Source organism: Pseudomonas sp. PHC1 (genome assembly GCF_046487845.1).
GTDB classification, from domain to species: domain Bacteria; phylum Pseudomonadota; class Gammaproteobacteria; order Pseudomonadales; family Pseudomonadaceae; genus Aquipseudomonas; species Aquipseudomonas sputi.
The window spans coordinates 102891-128829 of the sequence record NZ_JBJXHJ010000013.1 but is presented as its reverse complement, the minus strand read 5'-3'; the positions used below and the strand labels follow the sequence as shown (position 1 = coordinate 128829).

At 59.4% G+C, this 25939-nt stretch carries 22 protein-coding genes, 1 tRNA gene and 1 pseudogene; 13 read left to right on the top strand and 11 right to left on the bottom strand.

Annotation, left to right across the window (positions count from 1 at the left end; all coding sequences use genetic code 11):
• Positions 1–291: 291 nt before the first annotated feature.
• The 5 genes from ACKJSM_RS17660 to ACKJSM_RS17640 all read left to right on the top strand — a co-directional run bounded on the left by ACKJSM_RS17660 (position 292) and on the right by ACKJSM_RS17640 (position 4194).
• On the top strand, positions 292–972 hold the full coding sequence (locus ACKJSM_RS17660) for a response regulator transcription factor (protein ID WP_236179530.1): 681 nt from the start codon (positions 292–294) through the stop codon (positions 970–972).
• Between the two features lie 25 nt (positions 973–997).
• Positions 998–2335: a sensor histidine kinase gene (locus ACKJSM_RS17655; RefSeq protein WP_373874301.1), complete on the top strand. Its 1338-nt coding sequence runs from the start codon at positions 998–1000 to the stop codon at positions 2333–2335.
• 165 nt (positions 2336–2500) lie between these two features.
• On the top strand, positions 2501–3661 hold the full coding sequence (locus ACKJSM_RS17650) for a D-alanyl-D-alanine carboxypeptidase family protein (RefSeq protein ID WP_410238418.1): 1161 nt from the start codon (positions 2501–2503) through the stop codon (positions 3659–3661).
• A 66-nt stretch (positions 3662–3727) separates the two neighbouring features.
• The gene (locus tag ACKJSM_RS17645; protein WP_236179540.1) at positions 3728–4033 is read left to right on the top strand and encodes a DUF6388 family protein; all 306 of its coding nucleotides are present in this window, start codon (positions 3728–3730) and stop codon (positions 4031–4033) included.
• Positions 4034–4050: 17 nt separating this feature from the next.
• Positions 4051–4194 (top strand): hypothetical protein, encoded by a 144-nt coding sequence (locus ACKJSM_RS17640; RefSeq protein ID WP_236179542.1) that lies wholly within the window; start codon positions 4051–4053, stop codon positions 4192–4194.
• Here the strand turns inward: ACKJSM_RS17640 and betT are convergent.
• From betT to ACKJSM_RS17620, 4 genes are all read right to left on the bottom strand, one after another.
• Entirely contained in the window at positions 4191–6158 is a 1968-nt protein-coding gene (betT, locus tag ACKJSM_RS17635) for a choline BCCT transporter BetT (protein WP_410238417.1), read from the bottom strand. The two genes, ACKJSM_RS17640 and betT, sit on opposite strands and share 4 nt — an antisense overlap.
• A 200-nt stretch (positions 6159–6358) precedes the next feature.
• Complete coding sequence (locus tag ACKJSM_RS17630; RefSeq protein ID WP_236179546.1) at positions 6359–6598, bottom strand: hypothetical protein; 240 nt, start codon at positions 6596–6598, stop codon at positions 6359–6361.
• A gap of 106 nt (positions 6599–6704) precedes the next feature.
• Positions 6705–6935, bottom strand: coding sequence for a hypothetical protein (locus ACKJSM_RS17625; RefSeq protein ID WP_011334137.1), 231 nt, complete (start codon positions 6933–6935; stop codon positions 6705–6707).
• Positions 6936–7045: 110 nt separating this feature from the next.
• The gene (locus ACKJSM_RS17620) at positions 7046–8014 is read right to left on the bottom strand and encodes a GlxA family transcriptional regulator (protein ID WP_410238416.1); all 969 of its coding nucleotides are present in this window, start codon (positions 8012–8014) and stop codon (positions 7046–7048) included.
• Positions 8015–8120: 106 nt separating this feature from the next.
• Here ACKJSM_RS17620 and ACKJSM_RS17615 point away from each other — a divergent pair, with 106 nt between their 5' ends.
• The 5 genes and pseudogenes from ACKJSM_RS17615 to ACKJSM_RS17595 form a co-directional block, all read left to right on the top strand.
• Complete coding sequence (locus tag ACKJSM_RS17615) at positions 8121–8918, top strand: SDR family NAD(P)-dependent oxidoreductase (protein ID WP_236179551.1); 798 nt, start codon at positions 8121–8123, stop codon at positions 8916–8918.
• A gap of 23 nt (positions 8919–8941) precedes the next feature.
• Complete coding sequence (locus ACKJSM_RS17610; RefSeq protein WP_236179553.1) at positions 8942–9706, top strand: SDR family oxidoreductase; 765 nt, start codon at positions 8942–8944, stop codon at positions 9704–9706.
• A gap of 423 nt (positions 9707–10129) precedes the next feature.
• Entirely contained in the window at positions 10130–12535 is a 2406-nt protein-coding gene (locus ACKJSM_RS17605; RefSeq protein WP_410238415.1) for a glucose/quinate/shikimate family membrane-bound PQQ-dependent dehydrogenase, read from the top strand.
• Between the two features lie 84 nt (positions 12536–12619).
• On the top strand, positions 12620–13918 hold the full coding sequence (locus tag ACKJSM_RS17600) for a carbohydrate porin (RefSeq protein ID WP_410238414.1): 1299 nt from the start codon (positions 12620–12622) through the stop codon (positions 13916–13918).
• 47 nt (positions 13919–13965) lie between these two features.
• A pseudogene (locus ACKJSM_RS17595) lies at positions 13966–14130 on the top strand (hypothetical protein); the annotation flags it as partial.
• Here the strand turns inward: ACKJSM_RS17595 and ACKJSM_RS17590 are convergent.
• Together ACKJSM_RS17590 and ACKJSM_RS17585 are read right to left on the bottom strand one after the other, a co-directional pair.
• Positions 14107–15321: an aldose 1-epimerase family protein gene (locus ACKJSM_RS17590; protein ID WP_410238413.1), complete on the bottom strand. Its 1215-nt coding sequence runs from the start codon at positions 15319–15321 to the stop codon at positions 14107–14109. The pseudogene ACKJSM_RS17595 and the gene ACKJSM_RS17590 sit on opposite strands and share 24 nt — an antisense overlap.
• Before the next feature lie 224 nt (positions 15322–15545).
• Positions 15546–17741: an OsmC domain/YcaO domain-containing protein gene (locus tag ACKJSM_RS17585; RefSeq protein ID WP_410238412.1), complete on the bottom strand. Its 2196-nt coding sequence runs from the start codon at positions 17739–17741 to the stop codon at positions 15546–15548.
• Positions 17742–17948: 207 nt separating this feature from the next.
• Here ACKJSM_RS17585 and ACKJSM_RS17580 point away from each other — a divergent pair, with 207 nt between their 5' ends.
• Positions 17949–19244: an OprD family porin gene (locus ACKJSM_RS17580; RefSeq protein WP_410238411.1), complete on the top strand. Its 1296-nt coding sequence runs from the start codon at positions 17949–17951 to the stop codon at positions 19242–19244.
• A 9-nt stretch (positions 19245–19253) separates the two neighbouring features.
• Here the strand turns inward: ACKJSM_RS17580 and ACKJSM_RS17575 are convergent.
• The 5 genes from ACKJSM_RS17575 to ACKJSM_RS17555 form a co-directional block, all read right to left on the bottom strand.
• Positions 19254–19349, bottom strand: a tRNA-Sec gene (locus tag ACKJSM_RS17575).
• Between the two features lie 6 nt (positions 19350–19355).
• Positions 19356–21272 carry a selenocysteine-specific translation elongation factor gene (selB, locus tag ACKJSM_RS17570; RefSeq protein ID WP_410238435.1) on the bottom strand — a complete coding sequence of 639 codons (1917 nt, stop codon included), beginning with the start codon at positions 21270–21272 and terminating at the stop codon, positions 19356–19358.
• A complete protein-coding gene (selA, locus tag ACKJSM_RS17565) occupies positions 21269–22675 on the bottom strand; it encodes an L-seryl-tRNA(Sec) selenium transferase (RefSeq protein ID WP_410238410.1) in 1407 nt (468 codons plus the stop codon). The genes selB and selA overlap by 4 nt, the downstream gene beginning before the upstream one ends.
• A 51-nt stretch (positions 22676–22726) precedes the next feature.
• Complete coding sequence (locus ACKJSM_RS17560) at positions 22727–23407, bottom strand: DUF3313 domain-containing protein (RefSeq protein WP_410238409.1); 681 nt, start codon at positions 23405–23407, stop codon at positions 22727–22729.
• Positions 23408–23424: 17 nt separating this feature from the next.
• A complete protein-coding gene (locus tag ACKJSM_RS17555; protein WP_236179578.1) occupies positions 23425–23736 on the bottom strand; it encodes a hypothetical protein in 312 nt (103 codons plus the stop codon).
• A gap of 149 nt (positions 23737–23885) precedes the next feature.
• On the opposite strand from ACKJSM_RS17555, the gene ACKJSM_RS17550 reads away from it, so the two are divergent.
• Both ACKJSM_RS17550 and ACKJSM_RS17545 read left to right on the top strand, forming a co-directional pair.
• Complete coding sequence (locus tag ACKJSM_RS17550) at positions 23886–24611, top strand: response regulator (RefSeq protein ID WP_410238408.1); 726 nt, start codon at positions 23886–23888, stop codon at positions 24609–24611.
• Entirely contained in the window at positions 24608–25939 is a 1332-nt protein-coding gene (locus tag ACKJSM_RS17545) for an ATP-binding protein (RefSeq protein ID WP_236179581.1), read from the top strand. The genes ACKJSM_RS17550 and ACKJSM_RS17545 overlap by 4 nt, the downstream gene beginning before the upstream one ends.

The window sequence follows — 25939 nt, the reverse complement described above, 5'->3', positions numbered from 1 at the left end:
CTCAGCCTCGAATCAGTCATGCCTGATTGCTTCGCTCCGTGACCTGACCTGCGTAGGTACATACCAAACCAAAGGCCAACAAAAAGAACGCCAGATACGGGGTCATGCGCTTCTTCCTCTCGGTACGGGGCTTGTCTGGTTGTGAATGTATTCGTGCTTTTGCAGGCATCATGGTTAAGGTGGGTTAAGAATTTTTAATCTTTGGCCGCAGGGCGGGTCATTAAGGTAGACCTGCTTAGGCTCTCGGAATCGAGTGGCAAGCACTAAAAGCAGGCGGAAGCGGAGGACGGTATGAGTTGCGCGTTGGTCATAGAGGACGACGAGGTTACGGCGGAAATCATCACCGCTGAACTCCAACGCCACGGTTTCAGTTCAAAATGGGCTGCGACTGGACGTGACGGGCTGGCACTGGCGATTGCAGGTGGTTTTGACGCCATTACCTTGGATCGAATGCTTCCCGATTTTGATGGGCTGACGATTGTCAGTACATTGCGTAGTCTCGGAATTCAAACGCCGGTCCTGATGATCAGCGCACTTTCAGACGTCGATGAGCGTGTTCAGGGGCTGCGCGCTGGCGGCGACGACTATTTGACCAAACCCTTTTCTGCTATCGAAATGGTTGCCCGTCTTGATGCGTTGCTCCGACGCACCAGTGCGGATACAAGCCGTCCGCAACTCTGTTGCGGAAATCTGCAACTGGATCTGGTTGAGCACAAACTGACTCGAAATGACGAGCACATCCTGTTGCTACCGACCGAATTCAAGCTACTCAATTACCTGATGCGCAATGCCGGTCAATTGGTCACCCGGACCATGCTTTTCGAAGAGGTCTGGGGTTATCACTTTGATCCTGGGACGAACATCATTGATGTTCACATTGGGCGGCTGCGCAAAAAGCTCGAGGGTGACGAAGGTACTCCCGTCATTCATACAATACGTGGTACCGGCTATGTCCTTACTCCCAAAGACTGAGGAATGGCGCTCGTCCGGTAGTCGATTGATCGGGTTCTACGCCGTGTTTTTTGTGGTTTGGGGCGCGCTCTTCACCGGAGTGTTGTACTGGCAAATATCCCACTACCTGGGGACCGTTGCAGAGCGAACGTTATTGCAGCGGGCCCACTATTATCAAAAAATCGATGACGAAAAGCTGGTGCAAGAACTGGCTGCCAGTGAAGCCTATTCAACCCCCGGGATTGATGCTTACGGATTGTTCACTGCCGACGGACAACACGTTGCCGGAGACTTGCTCAAACTGCGCTCCAATTTGCCCGATGATGGCAAGGTTCATTATCTCGAGCGCGGACTGAGCATTGCGTTACCTGACAAGGAAACCAGAAGCAGTTATGCCCTGTTAGCACGCCGCCCTGACGGGCATATTCTTATTCTGGCGCGCGACGGTGGCTCGATCTTGGCCGTTGGCGGGATTATCGAGCAGGCATTGATGTGGGGATTTTCGTTAACACTCATCCCCGGATTGATTGGCTGGTATTTGTTGAGGCGTCTGCCGTTACGCCGCGTCAAACGCCTGCAGCTTTGTACCGAAAGTATCGTTTCTGGCAACTTGTCGGAGCGCTTGCCCTTATCCGCTCGCCGCGATGAGTTGGATATGCTGGCGAGCGCCGTGAATACGATGCTCGATCATATCGAGCAACTGATGCATGAGGTAAAGAGCGTCTGTGATGGAGTCGCCCACGATCTGCGTACGCCACTAACACGGCTGCGTGCAAGGCTTTATCAGCTCCAGCAACTGCCTATGGACAGTGATCATGAGCAAATATTGAATCAAGCCCTTGAAGAAAGCGAATCGATCATGGTGCGTTTTCAAGGCTTGCTTCGGGTTGCTGAACTCGATGACATTCGTCGCCGCTCGGCCTTTGCGCCGTTACAAATCATGGCGCTGCTGCAGCAGGCTCATGAATTTTATGAGCCTTTAGCTCTAGATCGTTCTCAGACGCTCTCCCTGGAAATAACCAATGACCTGCCCCAGCTGTATGGCGACTCTTCGTTGATGTTTGAAGCCTTGGTCAACTTGCTCGATAACGCGATTAAATTTACCCCAGAGGGAGGCCACATCAAATTGCGAGGAAGTATCGAGGCATCATCGGTCATCATTGAAGTTGCTGACGATGGGACTGGCATACCCGAGACAGACCGTACAAATGTCATCCGCAGGCTCTACCGAGGCGATGCCAGCAGAATGCAGCCTGGGCATGGCCTCGGATTGTCCCTGGTCGCGGCCATCGTGAAATTGCACGGCTACACCCTGGATATCCAGCCCACCACCATGCATAGCGGTACCCGCGTCTTGATTGTCTGTCCGATGGTGTCCCCTTGATCTACGGACTTACCGGTATCTGCACATTAAATTTTACTTAATCCAGCTTAATTTGAGCCCCTCCCGAGCTCAGGGCTAGCTTTGCAGCACATTTTACTGATCCAAGGCCTCTTCCTTGTGAGATACCTGTTGTCCCCGCTTGTGTTAACAGTGCTCTGTCTAACGATGCAAATAGTCTTCGCCAACCCTGCACTGGGTGAAACCCACTCACCTGGGGCGATGATCCCGGCGCCGCCCAAGCTCGGGGCTAAAGCCTGGATACTGATCGACGCGGCTACGGGTAGCGTGATTACCAGTCACAACAGCGATATGCGCTTACCCCCTGCGAGCCTGACGAAAATGATGACAGCGTTTGTCACCACAGCTGAAATCAAGGCCGGGCATGTCAAAGCTGATGACATCAGCTCCATTAGCGAAAATGCCTGGCGTACGGGTGGTTCAAGAATGTTTCTTGATCCAGGCAGCTCGGTTTCAGTTCGCGATTTGCTCAGCGGCGTGATTATCGACTCTGGAAATGACGCGAGCGTTGCCCTCGCCGAACATGTGGCCGGAAGTGAGGCTGCCTTCGTCGGGATGATGAATTCGACCGCATCTGAACTAGGTATGGGTAACACACATTTTGCGAATTCCACCGGGCTGCCGGATCCAGAGCATTATTCATCCGCTCGCGATATGGCTTTGCTGGCTCGGGCAATCATCAGCCAAGGGGCTCAGTCCTACGCCCTTTACTCCAGAAAACACTTTTCCTGGAACGGTATTCGGCAGGCTAATCGCAATCTGCTTCTATGGCGCGACGCAAGCTTTGACGGTTTGAAGACTGGCCATACTGAGGCCGCCGGCTATTGCTTGGTGGCGTCATCGCACCGAGCCGGGCGACGCCTGATCAGTGTGATATTGGGTGCCAGCAGCGTACATAAACGCACGGCAGAAACGGAAAAGCTCATGGGTTATGGCTTTCGCTACTTTGATACCCGAACCTACAAAAAAGCAGGGGAGATACTCTCGTGGCCTACGCTGTGGAAAGGTAAAGAACGGTTGATCGCTGTAGGACTACTGGACGATCTGACCCTCACCTTGCCAAAAAATGAGAATCGCGAGGTAGAGACACGACTGGAGATTGATGGACCTCTCGAGGCGCCTATTTCTGCTGGCACCATCGTTGGCCAACTGGATCTGTACGAAGCTGAGCAGAAACTTGGGAGCCTGCCATTGATAACACTTGAAGACGGTGAATCCGGTGTTTGGTGGATACGTTGGTGGGACACGATGCATCTGTTTTTTTACAAAACCATCCGCGATTGGTTCGATGAACCTGTGACTGCATGACCGTGGCCGACGTGACCTCGCACCGGCGTGGAAATCGTCGGAGAACTCACTGAGCAGGAGCATCCGATGACCTCCGATGACTTGCGAAGAGAATTTGCACTGTCGAAGTTCTTCAATGGCAACTCATCACTGAATGACGCCGTCCAGGGACTGAGTCAGGAAGAGAAAAAGGCATGTATCGAGTCAGCCTTTGAAGAAGAAGCCAAGCGCTTGGGGATCGAGGTGTGGGAACTGACGCTTACCCTGATTTCCGAGTCTCCCAAAGAACTTGAATATCTGACTCTAGCGTTTCATCGAGAAATAGCAGAAATGGTAGAAATGGAGTGGGAGGAGTATTGCAAGCTGAATGGAATTGACGGGCAGACTTCTTAAGTCATTGGGGGACGATCATGAGTTTTGAAGATATTTCAGCGGGCATTGATATTCCTGATGATTTTTCACAGTTTTGGATATCAACGCCCTTTAGCCTCGGACTCAATGGCCGAGGCGAGTTCTCTGGCATTTTTTCCGTGCGGTGCAGCCCAGAAGGCTAGCCGGTGAGGTGAAGAAAATGCATATGTCGCTCGTACTGATCAAGGATATCCCCAATCACGTCTTCGCGAGACCATCCCATAATATCGTGATCCTGCCCCCCTTCACGTAGATGTACCTCGGCTCGAAAGTATTTACGCTCATCATCCTGCGTGTCACTTATTGCAAAGCTGGGCATGTTGTAGGGATGGGGTCGCACCTCATAAATGAACTCAGGATTATCAGCACTTCCAACGCTGAGCCGAACGCTACCGTCTTCCACATCCTCGACATTGCAAGAATAGCCCTGCTTGCGCCATTCCTCGGCCACCGACTGGCAGGCCGGCTTTGCGGTCTCTGAAATGAAGCGAAGTATATGAGCTCGACGCGGGAACATGGCCATGGTTCTTAGCCGGCGTTGCCAGCCCCCCGTGCCACGAGCCGTGCCTGGCGAAAGTGATTGATAACGCAATCCGCGCTTTGTGGCGTCGAGCTTCAGCGCCTTGAGCAAACCTCGCATGCTGAAAAGAAGAATGATGGTGAACGGCAATGCGCTGGCAATGGTCGCTGTCTGTAGCGCTTTCAGACCGTCGGCCAACAGCAGTGCAATTGCCACCAAGCCCATGCTGCAAGCCCAGAAGACCCTTTGCCAGACTGGTGTTTTCGTAGACCCACCCGAGGCCAGCATATCAACCACCATTGCCCCGGAGTCTGCGGAAGTCACAAAAAACACTAAGACCATGACGATGGCAACCAGTGAGATCACCCCGGAAAATGGGAAGTGCTGGAGGAAGGCAAATAATGCGAGGGATGTATCCTTATCGATGGCCGCTCCAAGGTCTGCCAGCCCGTCTGTGAGAATCATGTGAATCGCGGTATTACCAAATACCGTCATCCACAGCAGTGTGAAACCCGCCGGCACCAGCAGAACGCCCGTCACGAATTCACGAATAGTTCGGCCACGAGAAATACGAGCGATGAACAGACCCACGAACGGAGACCAGGCCAGCCACCAGCCCCAGTAGAACAGCGTCCACCCGCCAATCCAATCCGTAGGCTGGTAGGCATACAGGTTCAAGGTTCGACTGATGATTTCCGTAAGATAACCTCCAGTGTTCTGTACGAAGGTTTGCAGAATGAACACCGTCGGTCCAAGCACGATGACCATTACAAGCAACAGAACCGCCAGGCTCAGGTTGAGCTCGGAAAGTCGACGTACCCCCTTGTCCAAGCCAGTGACGACAGAGATTGTGGCCAGGGCTGTTGTGGCAATGATCAAGATGATTTGCACTGTTGTGCTGATCGGTATATCGAACAGGGCGTTGAGTCCCGTATTGATTTGTGAGACACCAAAGCCAAGTGAGGTGGCGACGCCTAGAACGGTCCCGATGATCGCGAAGATATCGACAGCGTGGCCAATAGGGCCGTAGATGCGATCACCAATCAACGGATACAGGGCAGACCTCAGCGTTAATGGCAAGCCGTGCCGATAACTGAAGTAAGCCAGGATCATCGCTACGATGGCGTAGATCGCCCAAGCATGCAGCCCCCAGTGAAAAAAGGTGATTTTCATCGCCTCGCGGGCGGCCGCAACCGTACTGCCGTCCCCCACGGGCGGATTGAGAAAGTGCATGACGGGTTCAGCCACACCAAAGAACATCAAACCAATGCCCATGCCCGCCGAGAACAGCATCGCGAACCAGGTCGTGCTGCTGTAGTCCGGGGTACTGTGATCCGGCCCCAGCTTGATGTCTCCGTACCTGCTCATGCCGAGGAAAACCACTGTGCCGAGAATGATGGCTACCGCCAATATATAAAACCAGCTCACATTGGTAATGATCCAATGTTGGACATTGGCGAACACGACTTGGGCATGATTATGGAAGATGCTGGCGTATAGAACCAAGAGAAGCAGGATGACAGCTGAGGTGTAAAAAACCGGCGGGTTGAGCGTAGGTTCGGCGTTTGGGTCGGCATTGGGTGTCATGCAAGTCACCTGGAAATAAAGCACATCCTTGACGTATCAGGTGGCGCTTCGGGTTGCCCTTCAGCGCCATGTTCCGTTACACCTGCGGGTCAATGACATTAAGTGAAAATAAAAACCGAACGCCCAAAGGCACTCGGATCACAGCGCTTAGCGTAGCACTAGGATGGGATAGCCTGGATGCTCGAAGGTTCCGGATCGCCCTACTCGCCTTGAGCATCCACCACTTCGATCCGAGTGATTCCGACCAGGCTCGCCTGCTCGATAATCTCCTCGGGTGTGGAGTCAGCATCAGGCATGATCAGGCTGTTCTCACCGTCCCCGAAATGTAACTGCAACACGTGCATGGCCGCGTCCTGAATGGGCAATTCAGGCTGTTGCAGTTCAAGCTGATGGGTACGGGGCTGATCGTTGAACAGATACGTGATCGTGTAATTGCGCATGGATGACACCCTCAGAATAGTAATCGTCAACTATCCTGACTGAGTGGTCAGCTTATAGTTCAAGTAGATGGCTGTTCATGCATTACGATTCAATCAGCCGCTCTGATCAGCCTCGCGACAATGACTTCAAACGCTCCACCAGCGCAGCTTCGAAAATGATGTAAAGCCTCTCGGCATCGCCGGCACGCAAAGCACCGCCGGTTTCCAGTCCCAGCACGAAACCATCCGCCCTCGCCCCTGCCTTGACAGCAATGATCATCGAGTCTGCCCGGACAATCTGCGCCAGCAGCCGATCGGCTTCCCGCTGGATCTTATCGCCCAACACCACGCCTTCCACATCGCCACCCAACCGGACTCCGATTTGTGACAGAACCCCTTTCAGCAACAAGGGCCTGCTCTCTCAATACACCTCGCAAATCTATTCAATGTCCGCGCAACGCAGTCTCGTCATTCTTGCTCGGTGCGGATACGCCGCTCGTGGAGTCTGGCATCTCGTCGAACCGCCTGCGGCGGAACGCCAAACCCTCGCATGAACACTTCGCGCATGTGGCGACGGTCTCGAAATCCCGTTTCCTTCGCCACGCGGTCCATGCTGTGACGACTTTGCTCGATCATCAGGCGAGCGGCCTCCAGACGCAGGCTTTCAACAGCCTTGGCCGGTGACTGACCTGTCTCGGCGGTAAACACCCGGGTGAATTGTCTGGGGCTCAAGTGCACGACGTCGGCAAGTTCCTCCACGCTGAGCGGGCGATCCAGGTGCGTGCGCGCATACTCCAGCGCACTTTGAATACGGTCAGACTTTGGAGCAAGCGTGAGCAGTTCCGAATGCTGGGATTGCCCGCCCGAGCGCCGTTGATGCATGACCAGCTTGTGCGCCACCGACCTCGCCATGTCCGTCCCCAAGTCCTTTTCAACCATGCCCAGCGCCATGTCCAGCGCGGCTGTCATGCCAGCCGACGTCCAGATGGGACCGTCGACGATGAAGATCCGGTCTTCCTCGACCTCGATTTTCGGATGCAGCTCACGGAGCTTGTTCGCATACGCCCAGTGGGTGGTCGCCCTTCGATGGTCCAGAACACCAGCCTGTGCCAGAACGAACGAGCCGGTGCACAGACCCGCTGTGCGTCGGGCTCCGTCGACGAAGGCGCGCACACTGGCCAGCACCTCTTCACCCGGAGGGTTCAACGGGGTCAGCGTACCGGTAATCATCCAGGTGTCAGCCAATCCCGGGGCGCCCAGAGGGAGCGTGTCGATGTACATGCCCAGCGAGGAACGCACTGTGCCGCCGCCGATCGAGAAGTTCTGGACCTTGTAGATCTCTTCCCCCGCGACGATGTTGGCGAACTCGAATACAGCCTGGGTTGCCAGGGACATCACCTGAAAACCTTCGGTAATCAGATAGCCGACGCGATGCATGACTGAACTCCTTTTTGAATGTCCTTAAACACTACCATATACGTCGTTTAAGACATCACCCCCCTCCTTCATCATGGCTCCACACCCAACCCCACGGAGCTTGATCATGACGCAACAATACAAAGGCACTGCGCTCATTACCGGCGCGTCCACCGGCATCGGCTCGATCTACGCCGAACACCTTGCCCGCCGCGGGTACGACCTGGTGCTGGTGGCACGCAACCGTGAACGTCTGAACACACTGGCCAGCCGTCTGACTACCGAAACCCGGCAGAACATCGAAGTGTTGCAGGCAGATCTCGGCCGCCCGGAGGACCTCGCCAAGGTAGAACGCAAGTTGCGCGAGGACGCCAGCATCACCTTGCTGGTCAACAATGCCGGCATCGGCACCCATACCGGCCTGCTGGAGAGCGATGTCGAGCGGATGGCCGAGATGATCACGCTGAACGTCACCGCCCTCACCCGCCTGACCTACGCCGCGATTCCAGGTTTTGTCGCCCGTGAACAAGGCGCCGTGATCAATATTTCGTCCATCGTCAGCCTGGCGCCAGAGCTGCTCAACGGCGTGTACGGCGGCAGTAAAGCCTACGTCACCGCGTTCACCCAGTCCCTGCACAAGGAACTCTCGGATAAAGGCATCCGGATTCAGGCTGTCCTGCCCGGCGCGACCGCAACGGACTTCTGGCAGATCGGTGGATTGCCTGTCGAGCATCTGGATCCGGGCATCGTGATGTCGGCCCAGGACCTGGTCGCCGGCGCCCTGCAGGACTTCGACAACGGCGTGCTGATCTCCATCCCCTCGATGCACGACCTGCAAGGCTACGAGCGTTACGAAGCCAGCCGCCAAGCCTTGTTCTCCGAACTTTCGAGCAACCGGCTCGCACCGCGCTACAACGCCAACTGATCGTTATCTAAAGGATATGAATCATGAAACTCAGCGCTAACACGATCTTCATCACCGGCGGCACTTCCGGCATTGGCCGCGCTTTGGCCGAGGCGTTCCACCAGCGCGGCAATCAAGTCATCATCGCGGGGCGTCGCCAGGCCCTGCTGGATGAGATCGCCCGAGCCAACCCCGGAATCGACACGGTGCAGCTGGACATCAATGACCCGCAGCAGATCAAGGCAGTCGCCCAGGAAGTCATACGCCGCCATCCCGCGCTGAACGTGATCATTAATAACGCCGGGATCATGCCGTTCGATAATCCCGCCTCGGGCGACTACGACGACGAACAGGCGGTGAGCCTGCTGCAAACCAACCTGCTCGGCCCGGTACGTGTCAGCGCTGCATTCGTCGAACACCTCAAGCGTCAACCCGAAGCCTTTATCATCAACAACAGCTCCGTGTTGGCCTATCTGCCGCTGGCCGCGACCGCGTTGTACTCGGCAACGAAGGCGGCCATTCACTCCTACTCGCTGTCGCAACGCTTCACCCTGCGCGACACCCGCGTAAAAGTGCTGGAGATTGCACCGCCGTGGGTCGACACCGACCTGATTCACAAAAGCGGCGATGAGCGCGCCATGCCGCTCGACGAATTCATTCAGGAAACCCTGGAAAAACTCGAGACGGCGACCACTGAGGTGTTGGTGGATCGGGTCGTCCCGTTGCGCGCCAACCAGGGTATGAATGAGCACGCGCTGATCAACCAGTTCAACCAGGCACTGGTAGAGAACCCGATTCCGGTCGCCTGAGTCGAAGCCATCTGTCGTCAAGGCTGCCAGCCCTCCCTGATGGAAGGCTGGCAGCTTTGTATTTTCCGCAACATGCGGGAAGTCTTCCTGCGATCTGCTTCTGCCTGAAGAAGGTCGCCGTGGTCACGAATACCTGAAGGTCATCTACGCGAACGATGTCTTCACGATGAAGCTGGCGCTGTTAGCCATTAGTCTAATCAGCCGAAGCCCGGGCGTGACCACTACCTGTCAAAACTCCCACATCCCCTGGCAGAAAAGCGACTTTCAAGCGCATTTCAATATCGCTCGCAGCCTGACAGGAACCAACCGTCCCCGATCCGACGCGCCTTCGAGCCGCAAACTACACTTCATTCCGATTTAGTGATTTAACTAGGTAGTTACCTAACTATATAATGCTCGCCTCATTTCAACGGGACATTCAACGTGAAGCAGAGTCAAAGCCTCTCGGGCATATCAACATTCATTCTGGTCGGGCTGGGCGTGGTCATCGCCCTGCTCGGCCTGGCACTGGCCGCTGGCGGTGTGAAATTGGTCAGCCTGGGAGGCTCCTGGTACTTCCTGGTGGGTGGTCTGGCGATGGCCGTTTCCGGTCTGCTGATCGCGCGGCGCAAGCCTGCCGGTGCCTGGCTGTTCGCGGCGTTTCTGGTTGGGACCGCCATCTGGGCCGTGATCGACGCGGGACTTGTGTTCTGGCCAGTGTTCTCGCGCCTGTTCATGTTCAGCGCCGTGGGTCTGGTGGTCGCGCTGGTCTATCCGCTGCTCAAACGCGCCAATGGTGACGTTGCAGGTCGCGGTGCTTACGGCGTTGCGGCTGTACTGGCCGTTGGGCTGGCGGTGGCTGCCGGCAACATGTTCGTCGCGCACCCGACTGTTGCCCCGACCGGCACCGGCCCGGGCCTGACGCCGGTCGAGCCGGAAAAGGCGCAAAAAGACTGGGCGCATTACGGTAATACCGAGGGCGGCAGCCGCTTTGCCGCGCTGGATCAGATCAATCGCAGCAACGTCGACAAATTGAAAGTCGCGTGGACCTACCACACCGGCGACATCGCCGAGAGCGACGGCAACGGCGCCGAAGACCAGCTGACTCCGCTGCAGATCGGCAACAAGGTGTTCATTTGCACCCCGCACAACAACCTGATTGCGCTGGATGCCGATACCGGTAAAGAGCTCTGGAAAAACGCGATCAACGCTCAGTCCAAAGTCTGGCAGCGTTGCCGTGGCATGGCGTATTTCGACGCCAGCACCGCCGTCGTCAAACCGGCCAGCTCGCCAGTGACTGAAACCCCGACCGCTCCGGTCGCCAACTGCACGCGTCGTTTGCTGACGAATACCATCGACGCCCGCCTGATCGCGGTCGATGCCGACACTGGCGAGTTCTGCCGGGGTTTCGGTAACAACGGCCAGGTGGATCTGAAGGCCGGTCTGGGTGATGTCCCGGACAGCTACTATCAACTGTCCTCCGCGCCGCTGATGGCCGGCACTACCGTGGTGGTTGGCGGTCGTGTGGCTGACAACGTGCAAACCGACATGCCAGGTGGCGTGATCCGCGGTTTCGACGTCATGACCGGTGCCATGCGCTGGGCCTTCGACCCGGGCAATCCAACCGATCGCAAGGCACCGGCAGACGGCAGCACCTATGTGCGCAGCACGCCGAACAGCTGGGCGCCGATGTCCTATGACCCGGCGACCAATACGATCTTCCTGCCGATGGGCAGTTCGTCCACCGACATCTATGGTGTCGAGCGCAGCAAACTCGATCACACCTACGGCGCCTCCGTCCTGGCACTGGACGCCAACAGTGGCGAAGAAAAGTGGGTATTCCAGACCGTGCACAACGACCTCTGGGACTTCGACCTGCCGATGCAGCCAAGCCTGATCGACTTCACCAAGGACGGTAAAACCGTGCCAGCGGTGGTCATCGGCACCAAGGCCGGGCAGATTTACGTGCTCGACCGCGCTACCGGCAAACCGTTGACCGACGTTAAAGAAGTGCCGGTCAAGGCTGCCAATATCCCCAACGAGCCGTACTCCCCTACCCAGCCGAAATCGGTGGGCATGCCGCAGATCGGTGCCCAGCACCTGACTGAATCGGACATGTGGGGCGCCACGCCGTACGACCAGTTGCTGTGCCGGATCGATTTCAAGTCGATGCGTTACGACGGCTTGTACACCGCGCCGGGCACTGACAAATCCCTGAGTTTTCCGGGTTCGCTGGGCGGCATGAACTGGGGCAGCATCTCCACTGACCCGGTGCACGGTTTCATCTTCGTCAACGACATGCGCCTGGGTCTGTGGATTCAGATGATTCCGTCGCAGAACAAGGCTCAGGCCTCTTCCGGTGGCGAAGCGCTGAACACCGGCATGGGCGCGGTGCCGCTCAAGGGCACGCCTTACGCCGTGAACAAAAACCGCTTCCTGTCGGTCGCCGGCATTCCGTGCCAGGCCCCGCCGTTCGGTACGCTGACCGCCATCGACATGAAAACCCAGAAAGTCGCGTGGCAAGTTCCGGTCGGCACCGTTGAAGACACCGGCCCGCTCGGCATCCGCATGCACCTGCCGATCAAGATCGGTCTGCCAACCCTCGGCGGCACGCTGTCGACTCAGGGCGGCCTGATCTTCATCGCCGGTACTCAAGACTTCTACCTGCGCGCGTTCAACAGCGCCAACGGTGAAGAAATCTGGAAAGCGCGTCTGCCGGTCGGCAGCCAGGGTGGCCCGATGACCTATGTGTCGCCGAAAACCGGCAAGCAATACGTGGTCATCACCGCCGGTGGCGCTCGCCAGTCGACCGATCGCGGCGACTACGTGATGGCGTACGCCCTGCCGTAAACCGCAGCGTCCCCCTTCACTTCACTTGTGCGCGGCACCTTCGGGTGCCGCGTCGTTTCATGTCCTTCGTTCTGGATTTGCGCAATGTCATTGGCTGTTCGCTTTTCTCACGCCGGGGTTTTCACCGGCATGCTGTTCGGTCTCACCTGCGGCGCTGCCCTGCCCGCTCTTGCCGACACCGATTCAAACGTGTTCACCCGCAACACCCTGACCGGCGACTGGGGCGGCCTGCGCCACCAGCTCGACGAAGACGGCATCAAGTTCACCGGTGATTACACCGGCGAAACCGCCTACAACGCCGATGGCGGCCTGCATCGCTCGGCGCGTTACTCGCAAAACATCAAACTCGGCGCGCAGTTCGACCTGAGCAAACTGTACGGCGTGGACAACGCCGGCAAGATTCAGCTGACCATCAACGATCGACGCGGCAACAGTGCCTCCGAAGACCTGGTCGGCAACCGTTTGCCGATCCAGGAAAACTACGGCGGCCTCTACACCCGCCTGACCGAGCTGAGCTACGAGCGCAGCCTGTTGACCCCGGCGCTGAACGTCAAACTCGGCTACATGGCCATGGGCAACGACCTCGGCGGGCTGGACAGCGGCATTCTCTGCAACTTCATGAACGCCGGTTTCTGCGGCCATCCGCTGAACATGTCCGGTGGCAGCGGCTGGACCAACTACCCCAACGCGCATCTGGGTGTGCGGGTGAAATACGACCTGTCCCCGGCCTGGCAACTGCGCGTGGCCGCGTTCAATGTCGATCCGCAAAGTAACGGCAATTCCAGTCGTGCCTGGCACCTGGGCCCGAAACACACCACCGGCACCGTGGTGCCGATCGAGCTGGTCTACAAGCAGGCAGGCAAACTGCCGGGTGAGTACAAGGTGGGTTATTACTACGACAGCTCCGACGTCAAACGCATCGGCAGCGACAAGGAAGTGTCAGGGCGCGGCGGTCACTACGTCCTGATCGACCAGGCCGTCTGGGCTTCGGACACCTCTGAAGGGCGCAGCCTGCATGCCTTCGGCCAATACTCGGCGGCCAGCGAAGCGGCTTCGCCGTTCAGCAAGTGGTACGGCACCGGCCTGGTTCTGTACAAGCCTTTTGAAGGCCGCCCGCGTGACACTGTGGCGTTGGGCTACGGCCGCGCAGTGCCGAACCCGCGCAGCCGCGATGTACTGCAGGACACCGCCGTGGCCAATGGCGCCGCGTTCCCCAATCTGGACAGCGCCGAACAATTGATCGAACTCGGCTACGGCTATCAAGCCACTCCATGGCTGACGCTGCGCCCGAATGTGCAATACATCATCGAACCGGGCGCGTTCTCCGGGCAGGACATCGACAATGCGTTGGTGTTTGGATTGCAGGTGAAAGCTGCGCTCTGACGCCGACGATCTCTGATCGTGAATGACTGACTTGGCCGGCCAAGTGCCGGCAGTCTCTGTCATTGCGAACAGCCCATCGACAGCTCAAGGTCGCGCGCTTGCTGGCGGACCTTGAAGCAGCCGACGGAATCGGGCCCGAACTCTTGGCCGAGGTGCGGCGGTATCGGCCAAGAACGCTCCAGCCGGTGTCAGCCCTTGGTCAGGTCAACTAACGGCGCCTGCCGCACCTGAGTCTCCCGCCCGCCCTGAATCTCGCTCACCTGCTTCAAGGCCTTGTCCACGGCCGCCTTATCCGCCAACAAGCTGTAGCTGATGCGGAAGTTTTTATGTTCCTTCGGCCCAATGGTGGGGACTAGGTTGAGTGGGCGCTGATAACGGCGGTTGTAGGAAAAACTTGTCCCCGGCTCCAGCCCGGTGACGTAACCCTGACCTTGGGTATCGGTGTTCTTCCACAGGGAAAACACCGGCAATGTTTGCGTATTGAAGCCAACCGAAACGCCCAGGCTGCCGGCCTTGTTATGCAACACGGTCAACGTATCGCCCTTGGCATCGGCATACGGCACCACGTTGTAAACCGTTTCGTCGTAGTCCTTGGTCGGTGCGCGGTAGGTTTGCCATTCAGCCAAATCGCTCTTGGCCTTGTCGTTGAACGGCGACACCTGTTTCACCGGCGCGGCAAAACGAGCGCCTTGCTCCAGAAACGGGGTGCTGAAGTTGCTGTGGTACAGCGCCTGGTATTCCTTCGGATAGTCGCCGTTGTTGGTCAGGGTGTCGTTGAGGGCGAACACGACGCTGCCCGGTTCAGTGACCAGTTCGGTGGCGACGGAGAAGTCGACTTTCTTGAACGCCTGCTCTTTCAGTTCACCGCGCAGGGTGATGGCGTACGGTGGCGTTTCATCGATGTGCAGGGTGACTTTGTTCGCCGGAATGTTGGCAGCCCGACCGTGCAGGGTCAGCAGTTCGCCGTTGTCGACGCCGGGGTGGCCGACCCATTCGTATCCGCAGCGGGTCACCAGCTCATTGAAACCCTCCAGCCAACCCAGACCGCCGCGGCCATTGAGTTCGATGAAGGACGGATTGACCACCTCCTTGACCGGCGAATCCCAACCCATTCGCACATTGCCGACCGAGGCCTGCAAGACGTTCATTCCCCGCGTCGGCACCACCGAGAGTTTCATCGTGCCGTTATCGATGTCGACAATGCTGACGCCCTCCTGCCGACCGCCATGCAAAGTGCGCAGGCTGACGCTGAAGGGTTTGTCGGTTTTCACGCCGAGTTGCTGGCTGGTGATCTGCCAGTTCTGAGCGGCTTTGTCGGTGTCGAGCAGAACGTAATCCCAGGCCATGGCGTGGGAGGCAGCGGACAGTGCGCTGAGGGCAACAACGAGTTTGAGCGGGGTCATGGCAGCAGCCTTTCTTGGAGTTGTAACCTTTTTTATAAACGTGATGAAACGTTTCAGCAAGCATAAAAAAAGCGACGCAACGGCGGTTCCAGGAAAGGATCGGACAAACCGCAAATCGCAGACCGCCAGTTGATGGGCTCGTAGGCCTTCTTTCATCTTCGCATCACAAAAACAAACGCCCCGAACAAGTCGGGGCGTTTGTCGTGTGCGCGCTGCAAAAACAATCAACCCGCTACGTGGGCTCGCGCCGCGTGCAGTTTCTTGTAGCTCTCGATCAGGCGCAGGTGTCGATCCAGCCCTTCCAGCTTCATGCTGGTCGGCGTCAGACCGTAGAAGCGCACGCTGCCGTTGACCGAGCCGATCGCCGCATCCATGCGTTCGTCGCCGAACATGCGGCGGAAGTTGGCTTCGTAATCTTCCAGCTGCAGATCCTCGTCCAGTTCCATTTCCAGCACGACGTTGACTGCTTGATAGAACAGACCACGCTCGACCGTGTTGTCGTTGTATTGCAGGAAGGCTTCGACCAGATCCTTGGCCTGCTCGAACTTCTGCAAGGCGAGGTAAATCAGCAGGCGCAATTCGAGAATGGTCAACTTGCCCCATGGCGTGTTGTCGTCGAACTCGATGCCGATCAGCGTGGTGATATCGGTGTAGTCGTCCAGCTCGCTGTGTTCCAGGCCTTTGACGAGGTTGCGCAGGCCGACTTTGCTCAGGTTGTGCAGGTTGAGGATGTCGGCACGGAACTGCAGCGCTTTGTTGGTGTTGTCCCAGATCAGGTCTTCTACCGGGTAGATCTCCGAATAGTCCGGCACCAGAATACGGCAGGCCTTGGCACCGATGTGCTCGTAGACCGCCATGTAGACTTCCTTGCCCATGTCTTCGAGGATGCCGAACAGCGTCGCGGCTTCTTCGGCGTTGGAGTTTTCGCCATTGCCGGAGAAGTCCCACTCGACGAATTCGAAGTCGGCCTTCGCGCTGAAGAACCGCCACGACACCACGCCGCTGGAATCGATGAAGTGCTCGACGAAGTTGTTCGGTTCGGTCACCGCCTGGCCCGAGAAGGTCGGCTGTGGCAGGTCGTTGAGGCCTTCGAAGCTGCGGCCCTGCAGCAACTCGGTAAGGCTGCGTTCCAGCGCCACTTCGAAACTCGGGTGGGCGCCGAACGAGGCGAACACGCCACCGGTGCGCGGGTTCATCAGCGTCACGCACATCACCGGGAATTCACCGCCCAGCGATGCGTCCTTGACCAGCACCGGGAAGCCCTGCTCTTCCAGCGCCTTGATCCCGGCGAGGATGCCCGGGTATTTCGCCAGCACCTCTTGCGGCACATCCGGCAGGGCCATTTCGCCCTCGAGGATTTCGCGCTTGACCGCCCGTTCGAAGATTTCCGACAGGCACTGCACCTGGGCTTCGGCCAGGGTGTTGCCGGCGCTCATGCCGTTGCTCAGAAACAGGTTTTCGATCAGGTTGGACGGGAAATACACCACCTCACCGTCGGACTGACGCACGAACGGCAGCGAGCAAATGCCGCGCTGGGTGTTGCCGGAGTTGGTGTCGTACAGGTGCGAGCCGCGCAGTTCGCCGTCGCGGTTGTAAATACCGAGGCAATATTCGTCGAGAATTTCTACGGGCAACTCATCTTTGGCGCCCGGTTTGAACCAGCGCTCGTCTGGATAATGCACAAACTCGGCATTGGCGATCTCTTCGCCCCAGAACTGATCGTTGTAGAAGAAGTTGCAGTTCAGCCGCTCGATGAATTCGCCCAGCGCCGAGGCCAGCGCACCCTCTTTGGTCGCGCCCTTGCCGTTGGTGAAGCACATCGGCGACTGCGCATCGCGGATGTGCAATGACCAGACGTTAGGCACGATGTTGCGCCACGAAGCGATTTCGATCTTCATGCCCAGGTCGGCCAGAATCCCCGACATGTTGGCGATGGTTTGTTCCAGCGGCAGGTCCTTGCCGGCAATGCAGGTGCCCGCGCCTGAGGTGGAAACCGGCATCAGCAAGGCCTGGGCATCGGCGTCGAGGTTCTCGACTTCCTCGATCACAAACTCTGGCCCGGCCTGCACCACCTTCTTCACCGTGCAACGGTCGATCGAGCGCAGGATGCCCTGGCGATCCTTCTCGGAGATGTCCGCCGGCAGCTCGACCTGGATCTTGAAGATCTGGTTGTAGCGGTTTTCCGGATCAACAATGTTGTTCTGCGACAGACGAATGTTTTCAGTCGGGATATTGCGGGTGCTGCAGTACAACTTTACGAAGTAAGCCGCGCACAAGGCCGACGACGCCAGGAAATAGTCGAACGGACCCGGTGCAGAGCCATCGCCCTTGTAACGGATCGGTTGATCGGCCACCACCGTGAAGTCATCGAACTTGGCTTCGAGTCGGAGGTTGTCGAGAAAATTGACCTTGATTTCCATGCGGGTTACCAGAATAGCGGGCTAAACAAATTGGCCGCCATTATCCGGCTTTTGAGCGTGAAGTCTTGTGCTTTGAGCAATCCATCCTGAGCCGGCCGACGGAACATGACGCTTGTTCACACATTCAACTCAGCACATGCGCTCAATCGCCGGCAGCCGATCCGCGTGAACATGGCGTCATCTTCCGCCAATCCTGGTTGCTGACACATGATGGTTTTATCCAGACCGCGCCTCGCGCTGGCCTTACTGATTGGCGGGCTCGCCGATACCGCGTGCGCCAGCGGTTTTCTCGATGACGCCAAGACCGAAGTGCTCAGCCGCAACTTCTACCTGAGCAACGATTACCGCTCGCCCTCACCCGCCGAAAAAAACTACAAACAGGAATGGACTCAAGGGTTTATCGGTACTTTCGCATCCGGTTTCACGCAAGGAACCGTCGGATTTGGCCTTGATGCCCACGCCTTTTATGGGCTCAAACTCGATGGCGGCAAAGGGCACTCCGGCACCGGCCTGTTGCCGGTGGACAGCGACGGTCGGAGCGAAAGCGAGTATTCCAGCGCCGGCGGTGCGCTGAAGCTCAAGGCTTCGAAAACCACCCTCGCCTTCGGTGAAATGACCGTGGGAACGCCGGTGTTCGATACCTCGGACAAACGCCTGCAACCGGAGTACGCCACGGGCTTTCTGCTCGACAGCCGCGAAATCGATAGCGCCCGCGTTGTGGCCGGGCGCTTCACGGCCTTCAAGAATCAGGACAGTTCCTCCGGCAAAGGCGACTTTCAGGGCTATGGCGCCAGCACCCAAGGCGAAAGCATCAGTTTTGTCGGCACCGACCTGTTCAGCGACAGCCCGCTCGGCGGCGCGCTGTATGCGTCAGATCTGAGCGACACCTGGCGCCAGTACTACGCCAACCTGCATTTCAAACAGTCCGGGCTGTTGCTCGATGCCAACGTCTACCACACCCGCGACACCGGGCAGGCGCTGGCCGGCGCTATCGACAACACCGCGTTCAGCCTCTCGGGCAAATACACCTTTGGCGCCCACGCGGTCATGCTCGGCTGGCAACGCATCAATGGCGACACGCCGTTCGATTTCGTCGGCGGCGACTCGATCTACCTGGCCAACTCGATCAAATACGCCGACTTCAACGGCGCCCACGAACGCTCCTGGCAAGCACGTTACGACCTCGATCTCGGCGCCTTCGGCATTCCGGGGCTGAATTTCATGACCCGCTACGTGTCCGGCAGCCACATCGACGGCACCCACGCGCCCAGGGGCGGCGCCTATAACCCGTTCGATGCGGACAGCGGTCAATACCAGCCACAGCAAGGAGACGGCGGCAAACACTGGGAACGCGACATCGATCTGCGCTACATCGTCCAGTCCGGCGCGGCCAAGGATCTGTCGGTGCAGCTGTCCCACGTGTCGCACCGGGCCAACAGCGCCCAGGCGGGCGACGACATCGACCGGATCTACGTGGTGATCCAGTACCCGCTGGGTTTTTGAAGGGCAAATTGGCGGAAGGCAGCCGGAGTCGAACCTGCCCGGGAACGGATGCCGTCCCCAACCGGGTTTGAAGCCCGGCCGCGCCACCGGGCGCGATTGCCTTCCTTGAACTCAGTTCGCGCCGGAGTTCGCCAGCGCACTGTCGGAGCGGATTTGCCGGCCTTCGCCGACACGCCGGGTCAGGCCCAGCCGGTCGAAGTATTCGAGGATCTGAATACTGCGCTTGCGTCCCAAGCCTAGCGCATCGCGGAACGCCGTGACTTCGATCTGCGGATTTTCCTCCGCCAGGCGCAGCAGCACCGCCGCCATTTGCCGCAGCGTGATGTCCGTGACAAACAGGTCGCGCACCACCTGGTGCATCACGCCAAGGCGCGCCAGTTTGCGCAGCAGCAATCGGACGGTCGCGTCTTCCTGATCGACGACTTTCGCCACGTCACGGACCCACGGCGGATCGAAACCGGCCTGTTTGAACAACGGTTGCAACGCCTGCCACAGGGTTTCGTCGTCGGCGCTCAGGCGCACCTGATGGTCGGGCAAGTGCAACCATGGGCCGCTGGCGACCAGCGAGCCGGCAACGAGTAATTCTTCCAGCAGGCTGATGAAGGTCGCGCGCTCAAGGCTCAAACCGCTGAAGCGCCGCAGACGGTCGCGATCCGGGCCCATCTGATCGGGCTCCAGCTCATGAAAGCGCGCCAGTTGTTCCAGCAAGGTGAACTTGAGCATGCCCCAGCGCTGCGCATTGAACAGCACCGGCCCTTGCCGGGTTTCGATCAATCGGACGTTGTCCGGCAGCGTCCAGCCGTCACGCGGACGATTGAACTGACGCTCCAGGCGTTGCGGGTCGAGGCCGCTTGCGCTGTATTCCAGCAACGTCGGCAAGGCCTGTTCCAGCTCGGCGCTGATCGCCAGTGCGCGCAGTTGCGCCAGCCTTTCCGGGCTGCGCCGCTGGCGGGCCGGGGCGAAGGGATCGAGCACGCGACCACCGCCGAGCGTGCGCTGGGCGCTGGCGTCACGCAGGATCAACGGATCACCGTTGACGCCGTGCACGGGGACGTTGGTCAGCAATTGCGCAAACATGCGCTCGCCGGGCGCCAGACTCGAACCTTCCAGCAAGGCGACCCGGGCGATCACGTCCTGCGTGCCCAGATGCAGGTGCACCGGCTGAAAATGCTGGAAAACCCGTTCGCCCGGCAGCAGCTGGAATTCGATGTCCAGCCGCTGGGTCGGCGCGTGCAGCCATTGGGCAAGCAACCATTGGCCACGATGAATCTGCCCGAGCTCGAGACGATCCGTGCTGATGTTCAGGGCCACCCGTTGGCCGGCGAAGGCTTGTTCGGCGGCCTGATTCTGCGCGTGCAGGCCTCTGACCCGTACGGTGTTGCCCGTCGGGCCCAGACTCAGCTTGTCACCCACCGCAACCAAACCCGAAAGCGCCGTCCCCGTCACCACGATCCCGGCACCGGCGACACTGAATGCCCGGTCGATCGCCAGACGAAACCCGCCTTCGCGACTGCGCGCCTGTATTGCACCCTGCGTCTGCAACAACATCTGGCGCAGCGCATCGACACCCTCGCCGGTCACGCTGGAAACCGTCAACAGCGGCGCTCCGGCATAGACCCCGGACGCCAGCAGGCTTTCAACTTGCCGGCGAACCTCTTCCACCCTGCCCGCCTCGACCCGGTCGCACTTGGTGATCGCCACCAGCGCCCGTGGAATGCCCAGCAACTCGACAATCGCCAGATGCTCGCGGGTCTGCGGCATCACCCCGTCATCCGCAGCCACCACCAGCAACACCAGATCGATGCCCTGCGCGCCGGCCAGCATGTTGTGGGTGAATTTCTCATGGCCCGGCACGTCGATGAAACCGGTCAGCCCGGCGTCAGGCGCCAGTTCAGCGTACAGATAACCGAGGTCGATGGTCATCCCGCGTTCGCGTTCCTGCGGGCGGCGGTCGCCGGTTTGCCCGGTCAGCGCTTGCAGCAGTGACGTCTTGCCGTGGTCGATGTGCCCCGCCGTGCCGACGATCACGTTTGCAACTGCCCGAGTTGCGCCTGCCACGCCGGTTCATCGTCGAGTTGCCGCAGATCCAGCCACAACGCGTCGTCATCGAGGCGCCCGAGCACCGGGACCGGCAAGGCGCGAAACGCGGCTTCCAGATTCAGCAGGCAACGTCCGCGCAGGCGTTTCGATACTTGCGGGCGCAGGCACAATGCGGCGCTTGGCAGGCGTGCCACCGGTTGGCTGCCGCTGCCGATCATGCCCAGCGCCGGCATCGCCGTCACGGTCCAGCCCTCGCCCAGCCGTTGAGACAAGGCCGGTTGCAGGCGTTCGGCCTGGGCCAGAATGTCGGCTTGCGGCCGAGTCAGCAGGCGCAGGCTCGGCAAGCGTTCGGCCAGTCGATCGGGGTCGCGGTAGAGCCCGAGCACCGCTTCCAGTGCCGCCAGGGTCAGTTTGTCGACCCGCAACGCACGTTTCAGCGGGTTTTTCTTGATCTTCGCGATCAAGTCCTTGCGCCCGACAATCACCCCCGCCTGCGGCCCGCCCAGCAATTTATCGCCGCTGAAGGTGACGATGTCGGCGCCATCGAGCAGTGCCTGGCGTACCGTCGGTTCCGCCGGCAAGCCCCAACGGGTCAGGTCCAGCAGACTGCCGCTGCCGAGGTCTTCGAGCAGCGGCAGACCATGTCGATGGGCCAGCGCCGCCAGTTCGGCAGTCGGCACCCGAGCAGTGAAACCTTCGATGCTGTAGTTGCTTGCGTGCACGCGCATGAGCAGGCCGCTGCGTGGGCTGATTGCCGCCTCGTAGTCGCGGGCATGGGTACGATTGGTGGTGCCAACCTCGTGCAGGCGCACGCCGGCGCGGCTCATGATGTCGGGGATGCGGAACGCGCCGCCGATCTCGATCAGCTCGCCCCGGGAGATGATGCCTTCCTTGCGCGCGCCGAGGCTGTTGAGGGTCAGCAATACGGCGGCGGCATTGTTGTTGACCACGGTGACGGCTTCGGCGCCGGTGAGTTCGCGGATCAGGCCTTCGATCAGGTCGTCGCGGTCACCGCGCTTGCCGCTGGCCAGATCGAATTCCAGATTCAAGGGATAGCGCGCCGCGAGTTGCACGGCTTCAATGGCCTCTTCGGGCAACAAGGCCCGGCCGAGGTTGGTGTGCAGGACTGTGCCGGTCAGGTTGAACACCCGGCGCACCTGACTGCACTGCTTCAGTGCCAGGCGTTCAGACACCCTTCCGGCCAGGGCTTCAGGGCTGATTTCAACGGCGGTCAATTGCCCGGCCACCACCGCTTCGCGCAACTCATCCAGTAACTGGCGAAACCCCGTCAACAGGGCCTCGCGTCCGTAACGCTCGGCCAAGGGCTGGCACGCGGGGTGGCGCAACAGACTGTCTATCGACGGTAACCGCAGGGCAACACTCACGGACATCAGGCACTCCCGAAATCGAAATACGCCTGATGATGTTAGACCACCCTGCTTCTAGCGCAGCGCGGCTCGCTGAACCGGTACATAGGTTTGACTCAAGTCCGTGGCCCAGCCGTCGAGGACGGCTTTCACGTTATCGGGCGTCATGACCTGTTTGTCGTTCTCCAGCGGCACGCCCTTGCCCTTGCGCACCACCTCGGCCACGACCTCCCCGGTCGAACCGTCTTCGAAGGACACTTCCGTGGCGATCTCACTGTCCCGGTCACGAATACCGGTGGCGCTGCTCACCCCGGCCGCGACCAGCGTCACCGGCAGCCATTCATAAAAACGCAGGCCCTGAGTGCTGGCGGCGACCTGGGTGATGGCCGGTTTGACGATCAGCGTGTCCGGGCCGGGTTTCGACGCCAGCGGCAGCACTTTGCCCAGCTCCAGCCTGAGGGCTGCGTCGTAATAGTGGGTCACGCCCGACAAGGTGCTTTGGGGAATGCGCTGCGAAGGCTCGGGCCGTGGGTAGAACTGGCTCGGCGCCAGGTAAACCTGGGTGTAACGGCCCCTCGCCAGTGCCGGGCTGACCCAGCTCAGGATCGTCTGCCCCGAAGCGGTCTGCCCTTCCTTGAGCACGCTGTAATCCCTTAGAAACCCGGCCTGCGGCTCGGTCGGAAGCTTCTTGCTGCTGCACGCCGACAGGCTGAGGGTGGCGGCAAACAGCACAGCCAGTGAGCGATGGTTACTCATCGATGGTACTTCCTTGTTCAGGCGTGGACGTGGCTGTGCGGGGTATTGTCGGAGCACTCGATGCGCAACTGGCCGTGGGTCATGATCCATTGAATGAATTCGGCGGTAGAAATCGTATGGAGGTATTCGACCCAATGGGCCTCGGTCGGGCTGAATCGTTCGAAATAGCGGCGCAGGATCAACTGACTCTGATCGTTGGCCAGCCCCAGGCACGTCTCCTGGAACAGAATCGGTGTGTCCGGGCCCGGCGCGGTGGTGCGCTGGGTCAGGATCAACGGGCGCACGGCGCCATGGTCCCGGGTGATGTAGCCGCTGTTCATGTCCTTCATGTTGAGCCCCCTTGGTTGGAAGGCGTGCAGAGTGCCTGCGGATGTTTGCCCGTCGATGTCCGGCTGATGTCCGCGCTGAAGGAATGTTGCAGGATTGAAATATATGACCGGCGCATCGAAATGGTTTTAGATGCGCTTCTTTTGGGTTCATGGATTGCGCAAACGTGAGCAGATTGCTGATCGTCGATGACGACGGGGAAATTCTGTCCTTGCTGAAGAAGTTCTTCGTTCAGCACGGCTATCAGGTCGATGTCGCCGCCCATGGCGAGGCCATGTGGGCGGCCATTGCGCAGGCGCGGCCGGACACGATCATCCTCGACCTGATGCTCCCCGGCGAAGGTGGCCTGAGCCTGTGCCAGAAGGTTCGGGCGCAGATGGGCATCCCGATCATCATGCTCACGGCCATGGCCGAGCTGAGCGACCGGATCGTCGGCCTGGAACTGGGCGCCGACGATTACCTCACCAAACCCTTCGCCCCGCAGGAATTGCTGGCCCGGGTGCGCGCCCTGCAACGTCGGGTCGGTGAGAACGCTCCGTTCGGCGCCGAGCCTTCACGCCCGGTCATGGCCTTCGCCGGTTGGCATCTGGATATCACCTGCCGCGAACTGCGCTCACCCGAAGGCGTGATGATTCCAATGTCCGCCGGCGAATTCGACCTGCTGCGGGTGTTGCTCGAACACCCGCAACGCATCCTGACCCGCGAGCAACTGATCGACCTGACCCACGGCCAGGGCCACGACGCCTATGACCGCAGCATCGATGTGCAGATCAGCCGGCTGCGGCGCAAGATCGAACCGGACAGCAAACGCCCGGACCTGATCCGAACCGTGCGCAACGGCGGCTACATGTTCACTGCCAAGGTCAGCCGCTCATGATCGGCCGGATGCTGCGGCGCGACACTCTCAGTCGGCGGATTGCACTGACGATCGTCGCGGCCATGCTCGCTTCGCTGCTGCTCAACGCGCTGTTCGTTCAGGTCGCTGGAATCTGGGCCCGACCGCCGATCGAGCGCACCGGGCTGTTGGAACAAATCGCCGCCACCACGCGAGTGATCGAGGCGGCGCCGGCGGCCTTGCGTCCGCAATTGGCCAGCGCCGCCAGCAGCCCGATGCTCGACGTGTTGTGGAAACCCCGTTGGGTCGACTTCGGTCTGCCGGGGGGCGGCGAACAGGTCGAGGCTGGAAAAGTGCCGGCGCTGCGGCAATTGCTCGGCGATGACCGGCAGATCGACGTCTTCAACCCCGATGACTGGCCCGCCGGCAGCCCTCGGGCGCACTACGTGGCGCTGGTGCGGCTGGGCGATGACAGCTGGTTGTCGTTCACGCCGCCGGAGCGCAGTTGGGGATTGAGCCTGAACGTGCGAATCGCCGTGATCGTTGCCTTGGGCCTGGTCGCCACGCTGTTGGTCGCCTGGCTGGCCACACGCCAACTGGCCCAGCCGTTGCAGCGCTTTGCCCATGCGGCCCGGCGCTTCGGTGGGGATCTGAAAGCACCACCGATCCACCTTGAAGGCCCGCACGAAATCCGTCAGGCCATCGTCGCCTTCAACACGATGCAGGCGCAGATCCAGCACTTCATCGGCGAGCGCACGCACATGCTGGCCGCCATCTCCCATGATTTGCGCGCACCGCTGACCCGGATGCGCCTGCGCAGCGAATTCATGGAGGACCTCGACCATCAGGGCAAACTGATCCGCGACATCGAGGAAATGCAATCGATGATCAACGCTGCCCTGGCGTTCTTCCGGGAAGACACCCACCTGGAACAATCCACCGCGTTCGATCTGTCGGAGTTACTGCAAACCATCGTCGATGACTACCGCGATCAGCACATCGACATCGGTTTCACCGGTCCGGCACATGTGGTGTACAACGGCCGGCCGTTGGGCATCAAACGGGTCATCGTCAATTTGCTGGATAACGCGGTGAAATACGGACAACGCCCAAGCGTGGCGCTGAGCAGCGATGATGCATCGATCCGCATCGAGGTGATAGACGAGGGGCCGGGAATTCCCGAGGATGCGCTGGAGCGGGTGTTCGATCCGTTTTTCCGTCTCGAGACCTCGCGCAACCGCGACACCGGCGGTGTCGGGCTTGGTCTCTCGGCGGCCCGGGGAATCATTCGTGAACAGGGTGGAGAGCTGAGTCTGCACAATCGCCGCAGCGGCGGCTTACGCGCCCGGGTTGAACTGCCGCATCGCTGA

Bases quoted from the DNA above. Each gene is read 5' to 3' on its own strand.
- ACKJSM_RS17640 (WP_236179542.1), top strand. From the start codon at position 4,051: ATGAGTTTTGAAGATATTTCAGCGGGCATTGATATTCCTGATGATTTT.
- ACKJSM_RS17560 (WP_410238409.1), bottom strand. From the start codon at position 23,407: ATGAGTAACCATCGCTCACTGGCTGTGCTGTTTGCCGCCACCCTCAGC.
- ACKJSM_RS17650 (WP_410238418.1), top strand. From the start codon at position 2,501: ATGCAAATAGTCTTCGCCAACCCTGCACTGGGTGAAACCCACTCACCT.
- ACKJSM_RS17620 (WP_410238416.1), bottom strand. From the start codon at position 8,014: ATGCATCGCGTCGGCTATCTGATTACCGAAGGTTTTCAGGTGATGTCC.
- ACKJSM_RS17645 (WP_236179540.1), top strand. From the start codon at position 3,728: ATGACCTCCGATGACTTGCGAAGAGAATTTGCACTGTCGAAGTTCTTC.
- ACKJSM_RS17660 (WP_236179530.1), top strand. From the start codon at position 292: ATGAGTTGCGCGTTGGTCATAGAGGACGACGAGGTTACGGCGGAAATC.
- ACKJSM_RS17600 (WP_410238414.1), top strand. From the start codon at position 12,620: ATGTCATTGGCTGTTCGCTTTTCTCACGCCGGGGTTTTCACCGGCATG.
- ACKJSM_RS17610 (WP_236179553.1), top strand. From the start codon at position 8,942: ATGAAACTCAGCGCTAACACGATCTTCATCACCGGCGGCACTTCCGGC.
- ACKJSM_RS17550 (WP_410238408.1), top strand. From the start codon at position 23,886: ATGGATTGCGCAAACGTGAGCAGATTGCTGATCGTCGATGACGACGGG.
- ACKJSM_RS17545 (WP_236179581.1), top strand. From the start codon at position 24,608: ATGATCGGCCGGATGCTGCGGCGCGACACTCTCAGTCGGCGGATTGCA.
- betT (WP_410238417.1), bottom strand. From the start codon at position 6,158: ATGACACCCAATGCCGACCCAAACGCCGAACCTACGCTCAACCCGCCG.
- ACKJSM_RS17555 (WP_236179578.1), bottom strand. From the start codon at position 23,736: ATGAAGGACATGAACAGCGGCTACATCACCCGGGACCATGGCGCCGTG.
- ACKJSM_RS17585 (WP_410238412.1), bottom strand. From the start codon at position 17,741: ATGGAAATCAAGGTCAATTTTCTCGACAACCTCCGACTCGAAGCCAAG.
- ACKJSM_RS17590 (WP_410238413.1), bottom strand. From the start codon at position 15,321: ATGACCCCGCTCAAACTCGTTGTTGCCCTCAGCGCACTGTCCGCTGCC.
- ACKJSM_RS17615 (WP_236179551.1), top strand. From the start codon at position 8,121: ATGACGCAACAATACAAAGGCACTGCGCTCATTACCGGCGCGTCCACC.
- ACKJSM_RS17630 (WP_236179546.1), bottom strand. From the start codon at position 6,598: ATGCGCAATTACACGATCACGTATCTGTTCAACGATCAGCCCCGTACC.
- selA (WP_410238410.1), bottom strand. From the start codon at position 22,675: ATGTCCGTGAGTGTTGCCCTGCGGTTACCGTCGATAGACAGTCTGTTG.
- ACKJSM_RS17580 (WP_410238411.1), top strand. From the start codon at position 17,949: ATGATGGTTTTATCCAGACCGCGCCTCGCGCTGGCCTTACTGATTGGC.